Annotated in this window: 15 protein-coding genes; 11 read left to right on the top strand and 4 right to left on the bottom strand. The window is 68.2% G+C overall.

Annotated features, from left to right (window positions below; translation table 11 throughout):
- Positions 1–15: 15 nt before the first annotated feature.
- From J2Y58_RS09015 to J2Y58_RS09000, 4 genes are read right to left on the bottom strand one after another with little or no spacing between them, the layout of a single operon-like run.
- A complete protein-coding gene (locus J2Y58_RS09015) occupies positions 16–816 on the bottom strand; it encodes a CpsD/CapB family tyrosine-protein kinase (protein ID WP_310101771.1) in 801 nt (266 codons plus the stop codon).
- Positions 816–2,285, bottom strand: a complete 1,470-nt coding sequence (locus J2Y58_RS09010; RefSeq protein ID WP_310101769.1) for a Wzz/FepE/Etk N-terminal domain-containing protein — start codon at positions 2,283–2,285, stop codon at positions 816–818. Before J2Y58_RS09010 ends, J2Y58_RS09015 begins: the two co-directional genes overlap by 1 nt.
- Positions 2,282–3,505 carry a hypothetical protein gene (locus J2Y58_RS09005; protein ID WP_310101767.1) on the bottom strand — a complete coding sequence of 408 codons (1,224 nt, stop codon included), beginning with the start codon at positions 3,503–3,505 and terminating at the stop codon, positions 2,282–2,284. Before J2Y58_RS09005 ends, J2Y58_RS09010 begins: the two co-directional genes overlap by 4 nt.
- Positions 3,502–4,116: a polysaccharide biosynthesis/export family protein gene (locus J2Y58_RS09000; protein WP_310101764.1), complete on the bottom strand. Its 615-nt coding sequence runs from the start codon at positions 4,114–4,116 to the stop codon at positions 3,502–3,504. The genes J2Y58_RS09005 and J2Y58_RS09000 overlap by 4 nt, the downstream gene beginning before the upstream one ends.
- 177 nt (positions 4,117–4,293) lie before the next feature.
- Here J2Y58_RS09000 and J2Y58_RS08995 point away from each other — a divergent pair, with 177 nt between their 5' ends.
- The 11 genes from J2Y58_RS08995 to J2Y58_RS08945 all read left to right on the top strand — a co-directional run bounded on the left by J2Y58_RS08995 (position 4,294) and on the right by J2Y58_RS08945 (position 15,783).
- Positions 4,294–5,736 (top strand): tetratricopeptide repeat protein, encoded by a 1,443-nt coding sequence (locus J2Y58_RS08995; protein WP_310101762.1) that lies wholly within the window; start codon positions 4,294–4,296, stop codon positions 5,734–5,736.
- On the top strand, positions 5,730–7,226 hold the full coding sequence (locus J2Y58_RS08990) for an undecaprenyl-phosphate glucose phosphotransferase (RefSeq protein ID WP_310101759.1): 1,497 nt from the start codon (positions 5,730–5,732) through the stop codon (positions 7,224–7,226). Before J2Y58_RS08995 ends, J2Y58_RS08990 begins: the two co-directional genes overlap by 7 nt.
- Positions 7,216–7,992 (top strand): WecB/TagA/CpsF family glycosyltransferase, encoded by a 777-nt coding sequence (locus J2Y58_RS08985; RefSeq protein WP_310101756.1) that lies wholly within the window; start codon positions 7,216–7,218, stop codon positions 7,990–7,992. The genes J2Y58_RS08990 and J2Y58_RS08985 overlap by 11 nt, the downstream gene beginning before the upstream one ends.
- Positions 7,993–8,147: 155 nt before the next feature.
- Positions 8,148–8,540, top strand: a complete 393-nt coding sequence (locus J2Y58_RS08980) for a hypothetical protein (RefSeq protein ID WP_310101754.1) — start codon at positions 8,148–8,150, stop codon at positions 8,538–8,540.
- A gap of 345 nt (positions 8,541–8,885) precedes the next feature.
- On the top strand, positions 8,886–9,425 hold the full coding sequence (locus J2Y58_RS08975; protein ID WP_310101751.1) for an FxDxF family PEP-CTERM protein: 540 nt from the start codon (positions 8,886–8,888) through the stop codon (positions 9,423–9,425).
- Positions 9,426–9,689: 264 nt separating this feature from the next.
- Positions 9,690–10,460: a metallophosphoesterase gene (locus J2Y58_RS08970; protein WP_310101749.1), complete on the top strand. Its 771-nt coding sequence runs from the start codon at positions 9,690–9,692 to the stop codon at positions 10,458–10,460.
- 43 nt (positions 10,461–10,503) lie between these two features.
- Positions 10,504–10,971: a dihydrofolate reductase gene (locus tag J2Y58_RS08965; RefSeq protein WP_310101745.1), complete on the top strand. Its 468-nt coding sequence runs from the start codon at positions 10,504–10,506 to the stop codon at positions 10,969–10,971.
- Between the two features lie 24 nt (positions 10,972–10,995).
- The gene (locus J2Y58_RS08960; protein WP_310101742.1) at positions 10,996–11,922 is read left to right on the top strand and encodes a bifunctional riboflavin kinase/FAD synthetase; all 927 of its coding nucleotides are present in this window, start codon (positions 10,996–10,998) and stop codon (positions 11,920–11,922) included.
- A 24-nt stretch (positions 11,923–11,946) separates the two neighbouring features.
- Positions 11,947–14,835, top strand: coding sequence for an isoleucine--tRNA ligase (gene ileS / locus J2Y58_RS08955; RefSeq protein ID WP_310101739.1), 2,889 nt, complete (start codon positions 11,947–11,949; stop codon positions 14,833–14,835).
- Entirely contained in the window at positions 14,832–15,335 is a 504-nt protein-coding gene (gene lspA, locus J2Y58_RS08950) for a signal peptidase II (RefSeq protein ID WP_310101736.1), read from the top strand. The genes ileS and lspA overlap by 4 nt, the downstream gene beginning before the upstream one ends.
- Positions 15,328–15,783 (top strand): DUF3035 domain-containing protein, encoded by a 456-nt coding sequence (locus J2Y58_RS08945; RefSeq protein WP_310101734.1) that lies wholly within the window; start codon positions 15,328–15,330, stop codon positions 15,781–15,783. The genes lspA and J2Y58_RS08945 overlap by 8 nt, the downstream gene beginning before the upstream one ends.
- The last annotated feature ends 52 nt before the right edge of the window (positions 15,784–15,835 follow it).

Genomic DNA, 15,835 nt, shown 5'->3' with positions numbered 1-15,835 from the left:
GCCGCCCCCTCCGGCTCACTTGTTGTAATAGTCGCTGTAGCCGGCGCCGTAGCCATAGCCGTAGTTATCGGCCAGCAGCCCGCCGTCGAAGCGGTTGAGCACCACGCCCGCGCACGGCGCCTGGTCCAGCACGTGCAGCGCGTCCTGGATTTGCTTGCGCGTGGTGCGGCCCTCCTCGACAACCAGGATGAACGCGTCCAGCTTCGTGGTGACGATCGTGGCATCATCGTTCGCGAACACCGGCGGCAGGTCGCACAGAAACAGGCTGTGCGTCGGGCGCGCGCGCATCGCGGCGACCATCGCATCCATGCGCGGCGACGACAGCAACTCCGCCGAGCGCGCAGGGGCGTTGTCGGTCGGCAGGATCACGAGCCGTTCGCCTTCGGGATGCACCGCCAGCGCGTCAAGCGCCGGCACGCTGCCTTCCAGGAAGTGGCGAATGCCGCGCTCGACCGGCAACCCGAAATTGGCCGCGATCGAGCCGCGGCGCAGGTCGAGGTCGACCAACGTCGTGTCGATCCCCGGCGTGCGCGACAGCGCCGCCGACAGGTTGGTCGCGACGAACGACTTGCCGACCGCCGGGGTCGCCGAGACGACCCCGAACAGCCGCCAGCCCTTGTTCCGGTGCAGCTTGAGGAGCCGCGACCGCATCAGGTTGAACGGGCGTGACCGCACGTCGCGGCTGTCGAAGCCGTAGATGCCGCGCTGCTTGGCGACTGCGGTCGACCACGCGAACTGCTCCGCGTCCTGAAGCGTCGGGATCGGCGCCTCCGGGCGCAGGTCGCTGGTGATCTTCGTCATCACTACCTCGGTCATCACAGCCCCTCCTGCGCGGCAACGCGACGGCGCGCGCGCCGCAGCGTCGGCAGCCGGAAGCGACGCGGCTTCTCGCCGGGCGCCAGGTCGGGAGTGAAGGTCGGCACCAGCGCTAGCGGCTCCAGCCCGAGCGACTTGATCTGGGCGACGCCGCGGATCGGGCGCAGCAAGAGCTCGAGCGCCAGCGCCAGGATCACGCCCAGCCCGAGCCCGGCGCCGATCCCGCCGCCGATCAGCAGCAGACGGTTGGGCGACACCGGCTTGTCGGGCGAGGAGGGCGGATCGACCACCGACAGGCGCTCGCCCTTCTGCTCCTGCGCCATCCGTGCCGAATTCTGCGCGCGCAGCACGTTGCCCGAAATGTCGCGAAGCTGCTCGCGCAGGCCGCTGGCGCGCGCCTCCAGCTGCGACACTTGCTCCTGCAGTACCGGCGCACGCGACTGCGCCGCCATGCCGGCCGCCGCACGCGATTCGTCGGAGGCGCGATATTGCTGGAGCTGCGCGATCTGGGCGTTGTTCGCCTGGATCTGGCTTTGCACCAGCGCATTGTCGGAGCTATCGCCCTGCGACGCGGCGATTTCCTTGGCCTGTTGCAGCCGCGACTTGGCGCGCACCACGTCGGGATGGCTCTCCGCGAAGACCGCGCGCGCCGCCACCAGCGCCGCCTCGGCCTGCTGGACCATCGGGTCCTTGCCGCCGCTGCGCTGCATCTGCGCCATCAGCTGGCGATTTTCGCTCTGCAACTGCGCGATCTGCGCGCTGTAGCTGCCCGTGTTGGCGGGCATCACCACGCCGCCGGTCGCCAGCGCGCTGCCGTTGCGCGCCTTGATCGCGGTGATCTGCGCCTCGATGCGGTTGATCTCGTCGGTCAGTTTGCTGGACTGGTCCTGCAGGAAGTCGACGGTGTTGTTCGCCTGCGCCGCCATGGTGGTGGCGTCGATTTCCAGGAAGCGGCTGACGAAGCTCTGCATCACCGCCTGCGCCTTGGCAGGATCGGAGTAATCGTAGCTCATCGTGAACGCGATGGTGTTGGTGCCGCCGGGCTGCGCGCCGCCGCCGCCGATATCGCCACTGACCGCGGCGAGATTGGTGGCGTCCTGCATCTTGGTCACGATCGACGACAGCGGTTTCGACCGGCGCTCGTCGGCGTACAGGTTGTTCTGCTCGATGAGCTCGATCAGGTCTCCGCGGCTCAGCACCTGCTCGCGGATCTTGGCGATCCGCTGGTCGATGATCGTGTTGATCGGCGAGGTGACGAGCGTTGAGGGCAGTTCCTGCGATTCGACCAGCAGCGTCGCACTCGACCGGTAGATGCGCGGCAAAAGCAGCGCCGCCGCGACCCCGGCGATCGACAGCACCACGAACGGTACGATCACCAGCCATTTGCGCTCCCACAGGATGCGCGGGATGTAATTGATGAAGCCGCCGCCGTCGGTCGACGACTCTTCGGTATCTACGCTGTCACTCACCGGCGGTCGCCCAATCTGGTACGAAGGAAAAGCCTGAAGATCGTGTCGGACGGCGTACCCAGCCCGCTGACGCTCGCCTGGCGATAGCCGACCGAGGCGCCCGCGAAGAGCCGCCGCGTGACCGCGCGCTCATAGGCGACGCTGGCGTTCAGATACTCGACGCGCGGCGCCTGCAACGTGATGTCCGACGTGGCGGTCAGCCGCGAATAGTCTACCGAGGCGCGCAGAACGTCGTTTTCGCGCAGGCGGTACGAATAATCGAACGCGCCCCCCCAGCGGCGCGAGACGTCCCCCAGCCCGGTCGGCTGCGCGTCGCTATAGGCGCGCACGCACTGCGTCGAGCGGCCGGCGGTGCGGCACCCGTTGAAATTGCCCGAGAAGCCGGTGACGTTCGAGGTGCCGGCCGGCGTCGTCGACGACACGAAGATCACGCCGGCGCCCAGGGTGAAGTTCAGCTGCTGGTTGACCTGATGCGTCAGCGTCGCCTGCGGCGCATAGGTGTGCCCGGAATAGCCGGGCCGGTCGTAGTCGATCCAGGTTCCCGACCCTTGCAGGCCGACGCTGGTCCGCTCCGATAGTGCTCGGCTATAGCCGACCGTCGCCGCGGTGCTGCGCGACGACAGCAGCGCGCCCGATTCCCGGCCGTAGCTGATACGATTGATGCTGACCTGCCCGGTCAGCGTGTCGCGAGGCGCGACCCGCCAGTCGGCGCCGAGCGCGGCGACGATCGCATTCTGGCGCTGGTTCAGCCCGATGACCGCGATGTCGGGGGTGCCGAGATCCGGGCCCGGGGTCGGGTCGACCACGCCGACGACGCCCAGCCCGTTCTGGCCGATGATCGAGCTGTCGAACGATAGATCGGCGCGCGCGTTCAGTGTCGGGGTCATGGCGCGGCGCGCCTGCGCGGCGACACCGTACAATTCGGCGGCGCTGTAGCGGGTCAGATAATCGCTGCGGCTGTAACGGGCGAGCAGCGTCGCTTCGTTGCGCTCGTCCAGGAACGTGACCTGCGGGGTGATCGCCAGTTCGGTCGCGAAGGCGCCGGTATCGCGGCCGCGGTCGCGGATCAGGAACGGGTTCGTCGAATAGCTCGCGCCCGCCGACACGTCGACGGCGGCGCGCGTTTCCTGCGCACCGACCGGCGCGGCGGAAAGTGTCGCCAGCGCGCCGGTCAGCAGCGCCGCGGCGGCGCCGCGCGAGAGCGTTGCGGCGCGCATCACGGGACGATCACCGTATCGCCGCCGCGCACCAGCGGCAGCGAATCATTGCTGACGTCGCTGACCGAGCCCTTCAGGATATCGTTCAGCTTGACGCGGATCGCCTGCGCGCCCGTCGGCGTCTTGCGGATGATGACGACGTTGCCCAGCTGCGCGAACTCGGCCGGGCCACCGGCAAAGCTCAACGCTTCCAGTACGTTGACGTAGCGGCCGGGGTTGAACGAGCCCGGGCTGCGCACCTTGCCCAGCACCGAGAATTGCAGCCCTGCCGGGGTCTTCACCGACACCGTGACCTGCGGCACCGCGGTGCGATACTGCGATTCCAGCCCCTTGGTGATGCGCGCCTCGATCTCGCCCGGCAGCGCGTTCAGCGCGTCGACCTTGCCGACCAGCGGAAAGGAGAAGGTGCCGTCGGGCAGCACGCGCACGGTGCGTTGCAGGCGCTCCTCACCCCATACGAAGATGTCGAGCTCGTCGCCCGGATTGATGCGGTAGGCGGCCAGCGCGGCCGGCTGCGCCGCGGCCTGCGGCCGGGCGGCCGTCTGCTGCTGCGCGGACGCCGGCAGTGCCGGAAGCAGCAACAGGGCGATGCCGCCGAAAAGCCTGGTCTTCATGTCATCCCCCTTGCCGAGCGGCGGGCGCCGGCACCGCCAACCTGCCCTTCGGCTTCCATCGTTTGCCAGCCCGCCCCTTATCGGGTAAAGCGCTGACCGTCAGGTGCCTTACAGCATTTTCCTTACGAAGTACGTACGAGATTGTCGGGGATGGGCAGCATTCTTGTGCGTGCTATTATGGTACAGCGGGTCGCGGCGCGACGGCCGGCGCGGCGCGTGACGGTGGCGGCGTGTGCCGCCTTGATGTTGCTCACCGGGTGCCGCTCGCGCGAGGAGCGCGCCGCCAAGTTTGCGGCGATGTACGAATCGGCGATGGCCGACAACAACCCGTTCATGGCGCGGCTGGCGATGCAGAAGGCGGTCGCCTACGACGACGCCAACCCCGATTACTGGCAGCAACTGGGCAGCGTGCAGCTGGCGCTCGGCGACTATTCGGGCGCGTTCAACGCCTATCTTCGCGCCAACGAGCTCGATCACAGCAATCCGGCGGTTCTGCAGGCGCTGGCCGATCTGGCGGTGATCGGTGGCCATAGCGAGGATGCGCAGCGTTACGCCAGGCAGGTGCTGCTGCTGCGTCCCGACGATCCGGCGCCGCAGACCACGCTCGGCTTCGTGGCGCTGCGCAACCGCGATTATGACGGAGCCTTGAAGCGCGCGGAGACGGTGCTGGCGTCGCGCGTCGACGACTCGAACGCCACCATCCTGAAGGCGCGCGCGCTGGCGGGGCAAGGGAAAGCGGAGCCGGCCCTCACGCTGCTGCGCGATTTCGTCGCCGGCCACCCCCGCGATGCCTCGGCGCTCGATGCGCTCGGCGACCTGTCGGGACGGTTCGGCAACCTGCCCGGGCAAAAGGATGCGCAGAGCCGCGAACTGGAACTTCGTCCCAAGGACGTCGGTCTGCGCGTCAATTATGCGCGAACGCTATATCGACTGGGCGAGCGCGACGCGGCGCACGACATGTTGCTGCCGATGATGCGCAGCGGCGAGCATGGCGGCCTGCTGATCGACATGCTGGCATTGTTCCTGCGGTATGAACCGCGCGACCGTGCGCTGGCGGAGGTGCGCGCGCTGGCGCCGCAGGCGTCGGCGGGCGACAAGATGCGCTACGCCTATTTCCTGATGATGGCCGGGCAGGCGGCCGAAGGGGAGGCGCTGGTCGCGCCATTGGTGTCGCTGCCGGTCACCGCCGCCAACGCCGCGCCGCTTGCGCTGCTCGCGCAGGCGCAGGCGATGCAGGGGCGCAACGATGATGCGTTGAAGCTGCTGGATGCGGTGCTGGCGTTCGACGACGGCAACATCACTGCGTTGCGCGCACGCACCGACCTGTATCTGCGCACCGGACGCGGGCGGCAGGCGGTCTTCGATGCGCAGCGGCTGGTGGCCAGCAAGCCGCGCTCGGCCGACGATCGCGTGCGGCTGGCACGCGCCTACACGCTCGCCGGGCAACCGCAGCTGGCCGAGAACACGTATCGCGCGGGTATCCAGGAGATCGGCGGCGCCGATCCGCTGCTGTTCGCCGGTTTGCGGAATTTTCTGGTCAAGGCCGGCCGCAACGACGAGCTTGCCGCGGTTCAGAAGCAATTTGTTGAACAAACACAGCTAGCACGCGCGCAATGGTAGCGCGGCGCGCGGGTGGTCCGGACGATCCGGGCGGGGCAGGACGGGAACGGGTGGCGAGTTCGGGATCGGTACAGGCGCGGCGTTTCACCTCCAACGTGATCCCTTCGATGGTGTTCGCGATCGACCTGCTGTGCCTGATCGTCAGCGTACCGGTGGCGTTCCTTCTGTATACCGTTATCGTCGGACAGACGGTGGTGCCGGGCGTGCACACCGCCGCCGGCTTCATCGCCGGCGTCGCCTTTTTCCTGATCCGCCAGTCGCGCGGGGTATACAGCCAGTCGTTCTCGCTGCTGCAATCGGGCGACACCGCAGTCGCGCTCGACTATTTGATGTCGGCGCTGCTCAGCAGTGCGATCGTCTGGCAGTTCGGGCTGGTCGACGAGGTTTCGCGCGGGCTCACCCTGGCTTATGTCGGATCGGCGACGGGCTTGCTGTTCGTCAGCCGCTTCGTGCTGCGCGCCACGCTGCGGCGGCTCGCCAACCGCGGCCGGATCCGGCAGCGCGTGGTGCTGTACGGCGCCGACCAGGACACGGTAAAGCGGACGTGTCGGATGCTCGAGATGCAGGCGCTGCCGCAACTGATGCTGGTGGGGGTCGCCGACGATTATTCCCCGGTGGAGCGTCCGCAACTGCCCGGCAACCTGCCCTTCATCGGAGGCTTCGCCGAACTGCTGGCGATGGCGCGCGATGGCGAGGTCGATCAGGTGCTGATCGCGTTGTCGGACATGACGCGCGAGCGGATCGAGCTCATCATCGAGAAGCTGAGCGAAGTCGCGATCGACGTCTCGCTGATCCCGCGCGAGGCGATCGCGCTCGCTCCCGACTACCGCGTCAATTTCGTGGGGCAGATCCCGGTGCTGACGTTGTGGCAGCGGCAGATGCGCGACGGCAACACGATCGTGAAAGACCTCGAGGATGTCGTGGTCGCCACGCTGGCGCTGGTCTTCCTGTCGCCGCTGTTGCTGTTGACTGCGGTGGCGGTAAAGCTGACCAGCCCCGGTCCGATCATCTTCAAGCAGAAGCGCTTCGGTTTCAACAACCGCGAAATCATGGTGTGGAAGTTCCGCTCGATGTACGTCGATCGGCAGGACGTGAGCGGTGCGGCGCGGACCACCAAGGGTGACGCGCGCGTCACGCCGGTCGGCCGCCTGATCCGCAAGCTGAGCATCGACGAGCTGCCGCAATTGTGGAACGTGCTGCGCGGCGACATGTCGATCGTCGGTCCGCGCCCGCACGCCACGCACATGAAGGTCGGCGACCATTATTATTTCGACGCGGTCCGCGGCTATGCGGCGCGCCACCGCGTCAAGCCGGGCATCACTGGGCTGGCGCAGGTCCGTGGTCTGCGCGGCGAGATCCAGACGATCGAGCGCGCCAAGCGCCGGGTCGAGCTGGACCGCTATTATATCGACCATTGGTCGCTGGGTCTCGACCTCAGGATCATGGTCGAGACGGTCGTGAACCTGGCGTTCGACAAAAATGCCTATTGAGGCCGCGGCTCTGCGCCGCGAATTTCTGGGGATCGACTTCGATCTGCTCGACGCCGATGCGGCGGTCGCCTGGCTGTCCCGGGTCCATGCGGGCGACGCCTTCTCCTATGTCGTTACCCCCAACGTCGACCATGTCGTCCGCCTGGAGGCACTGGGGGAGGCGGATGCGCTCGGCCGCGAACTATGGCAGGCGTACCGCGCGGCGCGGCTGGTGCTGTGCGACAGCCGGGTGCTGGTGCGCCTCGCGCGCGTCTATGGCGTCGACCTACCGCTGGCGCCCGGCAGCGACGTGACGGTACGGTTGTTCGACGAAGTTGTCCGACCGGGCGATCGGATTGCGATCATCGGTGGTGACGCCGCGCTCCTCGCCGCGTTGCGCGTGCGCAATCCCGCGCTCGACCTCGTGCAGCACGTCCCACCGATGGGGATGCTCCGCGATCCCGACGCGCTGGCCGCGGCGGTCGCGTTCGCGCGCACCGCGGCTGCACGCTTCGTGCTGCTCGCGGTCGGCTCGCCGCAGCAGGAGGTGCTTGCCGGGCGCATCGCGGCGGCGGGCGGGGCGACCGGCTGCGCCTTGTGCATCGGCGCCTCGCTCGACTTCATCGCCGGACGGCAGCGCCGCGCGCCACGCGTCGTGCAGCGGCTCGGACTGGAATGGGCGCACCGGCTGGCGTCGCAGCCCGGGCGCTTGTGGCGGCGCTACCTTGTCGACGGGCCGCGGGTCTTCCGGCTCGCCCACGCCTGGCAGCGCGCCCGCACCCGGTGAGCGGGCGCTGGACGCCGGGGATCGGCGACCCGAGTGCGCTGGGATGGATCACCGTCGTCGCTTATCTCGCCGCCGCCGCGATGTGCGGGCTGGCCGCCCGCGCCGATCCGACCGACCGTGGCGCCGCCCGGTTCTGGAGGGCGGTGGCGCTCCTGATGTTGCTGTTGGGGATCAACAAGCAGCTGGATCTTCAAACCCTGCTGACGCAGATCGGCCGCGCCGTGGCGCTGCGATATGGCTGGTACGAGCAGCGCCGTGCGCTTCAGGCGGCGTTCATATTGATGGTCGCGGTGGGTAGTGCAATTGCGATAGGCATGTTGTGGCAACGTGCGGCGGCGCTGCAACGCAACATACGTTATGCGCAGGCGGGTGTAATCTTCGTGACTACTTACGTCGTGATCCGTGCAGCATCGTTTCATCATGCCGACATCTACATCAGTGCCCGTCTATTCGGCATGAGGCGCAACTGGATCATTGAATTGTCAGGACTTGCCGTCATCATCGGAACGGCGATGCGCGCCGGGCGGAGCGGCGCAGGGCGACGGTAACACACGAATTGAACCCTCCGCACGCACGCCGCTGGCCCACTTTGTCTGACCATCATGTCGATCCGTCCCATTTAAGGACGTTCTGACCCATGTTGCGGTGCGTCGAAACGCCGCTTCTCGCATTTTACCTGCGCGCCGTGCCTGCGCGCGTCATCGTAGAGCCAACCTGCCTCGGATTGTCCCGATGTGGAGCGGCCGAACAAATTAGCGATGGTTTGGAAAGCATTAAGATGCAATAGAGCGACTCAGCGGTGCCTCGGGACAAGGTTGCACCGACGCCAGGAATCGGCGGGTCGCGGAAGTGGTACGGACGGACGTTCAACAGGGTGCAAGGGGATTTTTGATATGAAGAAATTTTTTGGGGCTGCCGCGGTCGCGGCGTCGCTGATCGCCGCGGCGCCGGCGATGGCGGCGGACTATACCATTCCGCTCGATCTGTCGTCGTCCGGTTTGTATAACGGCGGCAAGATCGTCGATGTCGACACCAACGGCTCGTTCACCGACGTGTTTTCGTTCACGACGCCGACCCCGATGGGCAACCTCGGTGCCAGCGTGATCACGCTGACCCTGACGGGCGGACTGTCGTTCACCTCGGTCCTGCTGAACGGAACGCCGCTCAGCCTGAAGCAGAATCTCGACCAGTATAACGCGGTCACCCCGACCGGTGGCCTGATTGCCGGCCCGAACCCGCAGAAGCTGACCGTAAATGGTTCGTTCGCGAAGACCACCGACCAGCCTTTGGGACAGTACAGCGTGCTCGTGCAGTTCCGCTCGACCCCGGCCGTGCCGGAGCCGGGCACCTGGGCGCTGATGATCCTGGGCTTTGGCGTCGTCGGCTACGCGATGCGTCGTCGTCCGTCGGTGCGCTTCGCGCAGGCGATCTGATGACCTGATCGTCCGCGGCGGCGACCGCTGCGGGCGACGATCGGTAGAAGCGGCGGCATGTCCCGGCGGCATGCCGCCGTTTCTTCGTCCTGCTCCGCTCGCTACGGTGCAGCCGGCGTATCGCGCCGGTCCGGCGTGATCGGTGCCAATGGTAGGGCCTGATTAGGATCATGGTGCTATAGCGCCGGTCCTTGTGACCCCGCACCGACGCGTCCTCGACCTGTTCTCCGCCGCGCCACGCGCTTGCCCCCGCGTCGCGCGGCCGTGATCAATATCCGCCACCTGCTCGGCCTCCCGCCGGCACGACGCGCACAGGTGCCGCCGGGCGTGCGCGTGTATGCGATCGGCGACGTGCATGGCCGCGCCGACCTGCTGCACCCGCTGCTCGGCTGGATCGCCGACGACCACGCGCGACGCGGGCCCGTTGACGCCTTGCACGTCGTGCTGCTCGGCGACCTGATCGACCGAGGCCCGGCCTCGTCGGCGGTGATCGACCTGCTGGCCCGACCCGGTCGGCAACAGGCGGAGCGCTACGTCCTGCGCGGCAACCACGAGGAGATGCTGCTCGCCATCCTCGACGGGGAGACCGGCGGCGTCGTCGACTGGTTGCGGCACGGCGGCGCCGATACGCTGGCCAGCTACGGCATCGACGCCGCACCGTATTGGGACGATCCGGATGCCCTGCCGCCGATGTTGCGCGGCGCGATGCCGGAGGGTCACGCCGCCTTCCTGCGCGCCACGCTCGATCAGGTACGGATCGGGGATTATCTGTTCGTTCACGCCGGCATCCGCCCCGGCGTCCCGCTCGACGCGCAGGACGGGCGCGACCTGCGCTGGATCCGCAAGCCCTTCCTGAACAGCCGTGCCGATCACGGCATGGTCGTGGTGCACGGCCACACCATCGTGCCCGCGGTCGATTACCGCCACAACCGTATCGCGATCGACACCGGTGCCTATCGCTCGGGGCGGCTCACCGCGCTGGGGCTGGAGGGCGAGTCGCGCTGGACGCTGACCAGTCGGCTCGATCCGGCATGATGCGCGCTTCCCTCGCTCCCCGATCGTGCGTAGCGAGGCGGGCATGATCGTGTTCGTCCTAGCGCGCGCCGACAATGGCGTCATCGGGGTCGACGGCCGCCTGCCGTGGCGGCTGCCGGCCGATCTCAAGCGTTTCAAGGCGCTGACCATGGGCAAGCCGATGGTCATGGGACGCAAGACGTTCGAGAGCTTTCCCGCACCCCTGCCGGGCCGCCGCCACATCGTGCTGACGCGCGACCCGCTGTGGTCGGCGGCGGGCGCGGAGGTGGCGCATGACGTCGACGCAGCGCTGGCGCTCGCCGGCGCCGGCGACGTGGCGGTGGTCGGCGGTGCGGAGATCTATGCGCTGTTGCTGGACCGCGCCGATCGCATCGAGTTGACCGAGGTGCATGGCACGCCGACGGGCGACGCGGTCGTTCCCGGGTTCATCGGCTGGCGCGAGGTGGCCCGCGAGTCGCATCCCGCCGATGGCGACCGCCCGGCATTCGATTTCGTGACGCTGGTACGGTGACGATGCTCCGGCTAAGGGCGCGCGATGCAGCGGCTTGACGGCGGCGCGACGGTGCCTGCGCATCTGGCGGGCGGGATCGTCGCGCTCGGCAATTTCGACGGTTTCCACCTGGGGCATCAGGCGGTGGTCGCGCGCGCGGTCGAGCGGGCGCGTGCCGAGGGGCGGCCCGCGCTCGTCGCCACCTTCGATCCGCATCCGGTCCGTCACTTCCGCCCCGACGCCGAACCGTTCCGGCTGACCACGCTCGACCAGCGCGAGCGGCTGTTCGCCGCGGCGGGGGCGGACGCGATGGTCGTTTTTCACTTCGACGCCGCGCTCGCCTCGCTCACCGCCGACGCCTTCGTCGCCGAGCGGCTCGTGGCGGCGCTGCGGATCGGCGGAGTCGTGACCGGCGAGGATTTCACCTTCGGCCACGCCAAGAGCGGCGACATCGCCACCTTGCGTCGGTCCGGCGCGGCGTCCGGCTTCTCGGTCGACACGGTCGGCGCGGTGCTGCTCGGCGGTGAGCCGGTCTCCTCTACCCGCATCCGCGCCGCGCTGCGCGGCGGCGACATGCGCGGCACCGCGCGGCTGCTCACGCGACCCTTTGCGATCGAGGGCGTGGTCCAGCACGGCGACAAGGTCGGACGGACGATCGGCTATCCGACCGCCAACCTCGACATGGGGCCGTACCTTCGCCCGGCGTACGGCATCTATGCGGTGCGGGGGCGGCTGCGGGACGGTCGGGTGCTGGACGGTGCCGCGAACCTCGGCATTCGACCGACGTTCGATCCGCCCAAGGAGCTGCTGGAGCCGTACTTCTTCGATTTCAGCGGCGACCTGTACGGCCAGACGATCGAGGTTGAGCTGATCGAGTGGCTGCGCGCCGAGGCGAAGTTCGACGGGCTCGGCGCATTGATCGCGCAAATGGACAGGGATTGCGTCCGCGCCCGCGAGTTGCTGGCGCGCTGACGCATGGTTAAGGCATACGATAACATGGCCGACGCATCCGATAACGCGCGCGACTGGCGCGACACCGTCTTCCTGCCGAAGACCGACTTTCCGATGAAGGCGGGGCTCGCGCAGAAGGAGCCCGCGATCCTGGACCGCTGGACGCGGATCGGACTGTACGACCGGCTGCGGCGCGAGCGGCTGGGGCGCGAGCGCTGGATCCTGCACGACGGCCCGCCCTACGCCAACGGCGACATCCACATGGGCCATGCCATGAACAAGGTGCTGAAGGACGTGATCGTCCGCAGCCGCACCCTGATGGGCTATGACGCGCCCTACGTGCCCGGCTGGGACTGCCACGGCCTGCCGATCGAATGGAAGGTCGAGGAGGCGTATCGCGCCAGGAAGCTCGACAAGGATCAGGTGCCGGTCGCGCAATTCCGCGCCGAATGCCGCGCCTATGCCGAGAAATGGGTCGCGGTGCAGCGGCAGGAGTTCGAGCGGCTGGGCGTCATGGGCGATTGGGACGACCCGTACCTGACCATGAAGTACGAGGCCGAGGCGACGATCGCGGCCGAGCTGCTGAAGTTCGCCGAAAGCGGCCAGCTTTATCGCGGCGCGAAGCCGGTGATGTGGAGCCCGGTCGAAAAGACCGCACTGGCCGAGGCCGAGGTCGAATACGAGGACATCGTCTCGACCCAGATCGACGTCGGGTTCGAGGTGATCGACTGCCCCGAATATCCGGGGCTGGCGGGGACGCTGGCGGTGATCTGGACGACGACGCCGTGGACGATCCCCGTCAACCAGGCGCTCGCTTACGGGTCGGCGGTCGATTACCTCCAGTTCGAGCATGACGGGCGTCGCTATCTGGTCGCAGAACCGCTGATGCCCGCCTTCACGAAGCGGACCGGCATCCCGATGGGCAAGATCATCGCGCTCATCAAGGGGCCGGTGCTGGAGGGCGCGACCGCGCGCCACCCGATGCACCATCTGGGTGGCTTCTTCGCGACTCCACGCCCGTTCTTCGAGGGCGCGTTCGTCACCACCGACGCGGGAACCGGGCTCGTCCACATGGCCCCCGATCACGGTGAGGACGACTTCCTGCTGTGCAAGGCGCACGGGCTGGATCCGGTGTTCGCGGTCGACGGCGCGGGCATGTACCGCGCCGACTGGGCGTGGCTGGGCGGGCAGGGCAGCGTCATCAACAAGAAGTTCGTCAGCGCGGAAGGGCCGATCTGCTCGGACCTGCGCGCGACCGGCAACCTGCTGTCGGCCAGCGACGATTTCGCGCACAGCTACCCGCATTCGTGGCGGTCGAAGGCGAAGGTGATCTTCCGCGCGACCCCGCAATGGTTCATCCCGATGGACGCCAATTCAAAGCCCTCTCCCCTCCGGGGAGAGGGTTTGGGTGAGGGGCAGGTGTCTCATGGAGAGGCCGTTCTCGGTGAGACCCCGACCCCTCACCCAACCCTCTCCCCGGAGGGGAGAGGGCTTGATGGGGGCAACGCCGCCACCCTGCGCGAGGTCGCGCTGGATGCGATCGGCCGCACGCAATGGGTCCCGGCCCGCGCCGAGAACCGCATCCGTTCGATGGTCGAGGGGCGTCCCGACTGGGTCATCAGCCGCCAGCGCGCCTGGGGCGTGCCGATCGCGCTCTACGTCCACCGCCAGACCGGTCAGTATCTGAACGACCGGGCGGTCAACGATCGCATCATCGCGGCCTTTCGCGAGGGCGGTGCGGACGCGTGGTTCACCGCCGACCACCAGGCACTGCTCGGCGACCGCTACGACCTCGCCGATTACGAGCCGGTCAACGACATTCTCGACGTGTGGTTCGACTCGGGCTCGACCCATGCGTTCGTCGTCGAGGCGCGCTACGGCGAGGGCACGCGCGCGAACCTCTACATCGAGGGCTCCGACCAGCATCGCGGCTGGTTCCAGTCGTCGCTGCTCGAATCGTGCGGCACGCGCGGGCGTGCGCCGTACGATGCGGTGCTGACGCACGGCTTCGCGCTCGACGGGCAGGGGCGGAAGATGTCGAAGTCGCTCGGCAACGTCGTCGATCCGCTCAAGGTCATCGGCGAGTCGGGCGCGGACATCCTGCGGCTGTGGTCGGTGTCGACCGACTATTTCGACGACGTTCGGATCGGCAAGGAAGTGCTGGCGACAGCGTCGGACGGCTATCGCAAGCTGCGCAATACCTTCCGCTACCTGCTCGGCGCGCTCGACGGCTTCACCGACGGAGAGCGCGTGCCCGTCGCCGAGATGCCGGAGCTGGAGCGGTACATGCTCCACCTGCTCCACGCGCTCGACCGCGAGCTGAAGGATGCGGCGCAGACCTACGAGTTCAACCGCTACGTCCGCCGTCTGACCGACTTCTGCAACGAGGATCTCTCCGCGTTCTTCTTCGACGTGCGCAAGGACTCGCTCTATTGCGATGCCGCGACCGACGTGAAGCGGCGCGCGTATCGCACGATGCTCGACGTGCTGTTCCACGCGCTGGTCCGCTATGCCGCGCCGATCCTCGTCTTCACCGCCGAGGAGGTGTGGCAGGCGCGTTACCCGAGCGACGACAGCTCGGTCCACCTGCTCGAATGGCCGTCGCTGCCTGCGGAAGCGGGCGAGGACGTGTCACAGCGCTGGCTGGCGGTCCGGCAGCTGCGCGAGCGCGTGACCGAGGCGATCGAGCCGCTGCGCCGCGAGAAGACCATCCGCTCCAGCCTGGAGGCGGAGGTGACCGTCCCCGAACTGCCGCTGGCGGCAGATGCGCTGGCGGAGGTGTTCATCGTCGCCAGGGTCGACGAGGCGCCGACCGTCGACGTCGCACGCACCGATTACCACAAGTGCGGGCGGTGCTGGCGTCACCTGCCCGACGTCGCCGCCGACGCTGACCTGTGCGGACGTTGCGCGGACGTGACCGGAGGCACCGCGTGATCCCGCGCGCCGGATTGCTGGTCGCCGGCGTCGTGCTGGTCGTCGATCAGGTCGTGAAGTGGTTCGTCACCGGGCCGCTGCGAATCGACTTCCTGGGCGCCTATCGCACCTTGCTGCCGATCTTCGACCTGCGCTTCACCAAGAACGAGGGCGTGTCGCTGGGCATGTTGCGCGCGGAGACCGACGTGACGCGCTGGCTGCTGGTCGCGTTCACCGCCGCGATCGCGATCGCGGTGGCGGTGTGGATGTTCCGGGAGCGCAAGCGCGCCGACCAACTCGCGCTCGGGCTGGTGCTGGGCGGGGCGCTGGGCAATATTCTGGATCGGGTGCGGCTGGGCTATGTGGTCGATTTCGCCGACCTGCACTTCGGCGAGTGGCGGCCCTTCCTGGTGTTCAACGTCGCCGATGCCGCGATCTCGATCGGGGTGGTGATTTTGCTGGTGCGCGCGCTGCTGATCCGCGAGAAGCGCGACGAGATTTCGGAGAATGTCCATGCGTAAGTCTGTGGTGGTGGTGGCCGGGATGGCGGCGCTGGGGCTGCTGGGCGGCTGCGGCAAGCGCGGCTACGACCGGGCGCGCCCCGACGAGTTCGCGGTCGCGCGGCAGGCGCCGCTGATTATCCCGCCCGACTTCGCGCTGGTCCCGCCGCAGCCGGGTGCCGCGCGGACGCAGGGCAACAACCCGCAGGCGCAGGCGATCGAGGCGCTGTTCGGCGGCCCGGCCGCGCGCAGCGCGGGCGAGACGGGCGTGATCGACCAGGCCGGCGGCACCGGCGCCGCGACGCCGGGCATCCGCTCGGGCGTGGGCGATCCGGCCACCAACGTGATCGACAAGGGGCAGACGACCAACGACATCGTCGCCGCCCCGCAAGGCGACGGGCAAGACGCGCGGGCGGCGGCCGGTGGCGCGGCGACCGCGCCGGCGGCGCAGCCCACGCCGCAGAACTGACGCTTTCTCCCCGACCAACGTCATCCCAGCGAAAGCTGGGATGACGTGCCGC

It is taken from the genome of Sphingomonas sp. BE138, from assembly GCF_031456125.1.
Lineage (GTDB): Bacteria > Pseudomonadota > Alphaproteobacteria > Sphingomonadales > Sphingomonadaceae > Sphingomonas.
This window is presented reverse-complemented; position numbering and strand designations above follow the sequence as displayed.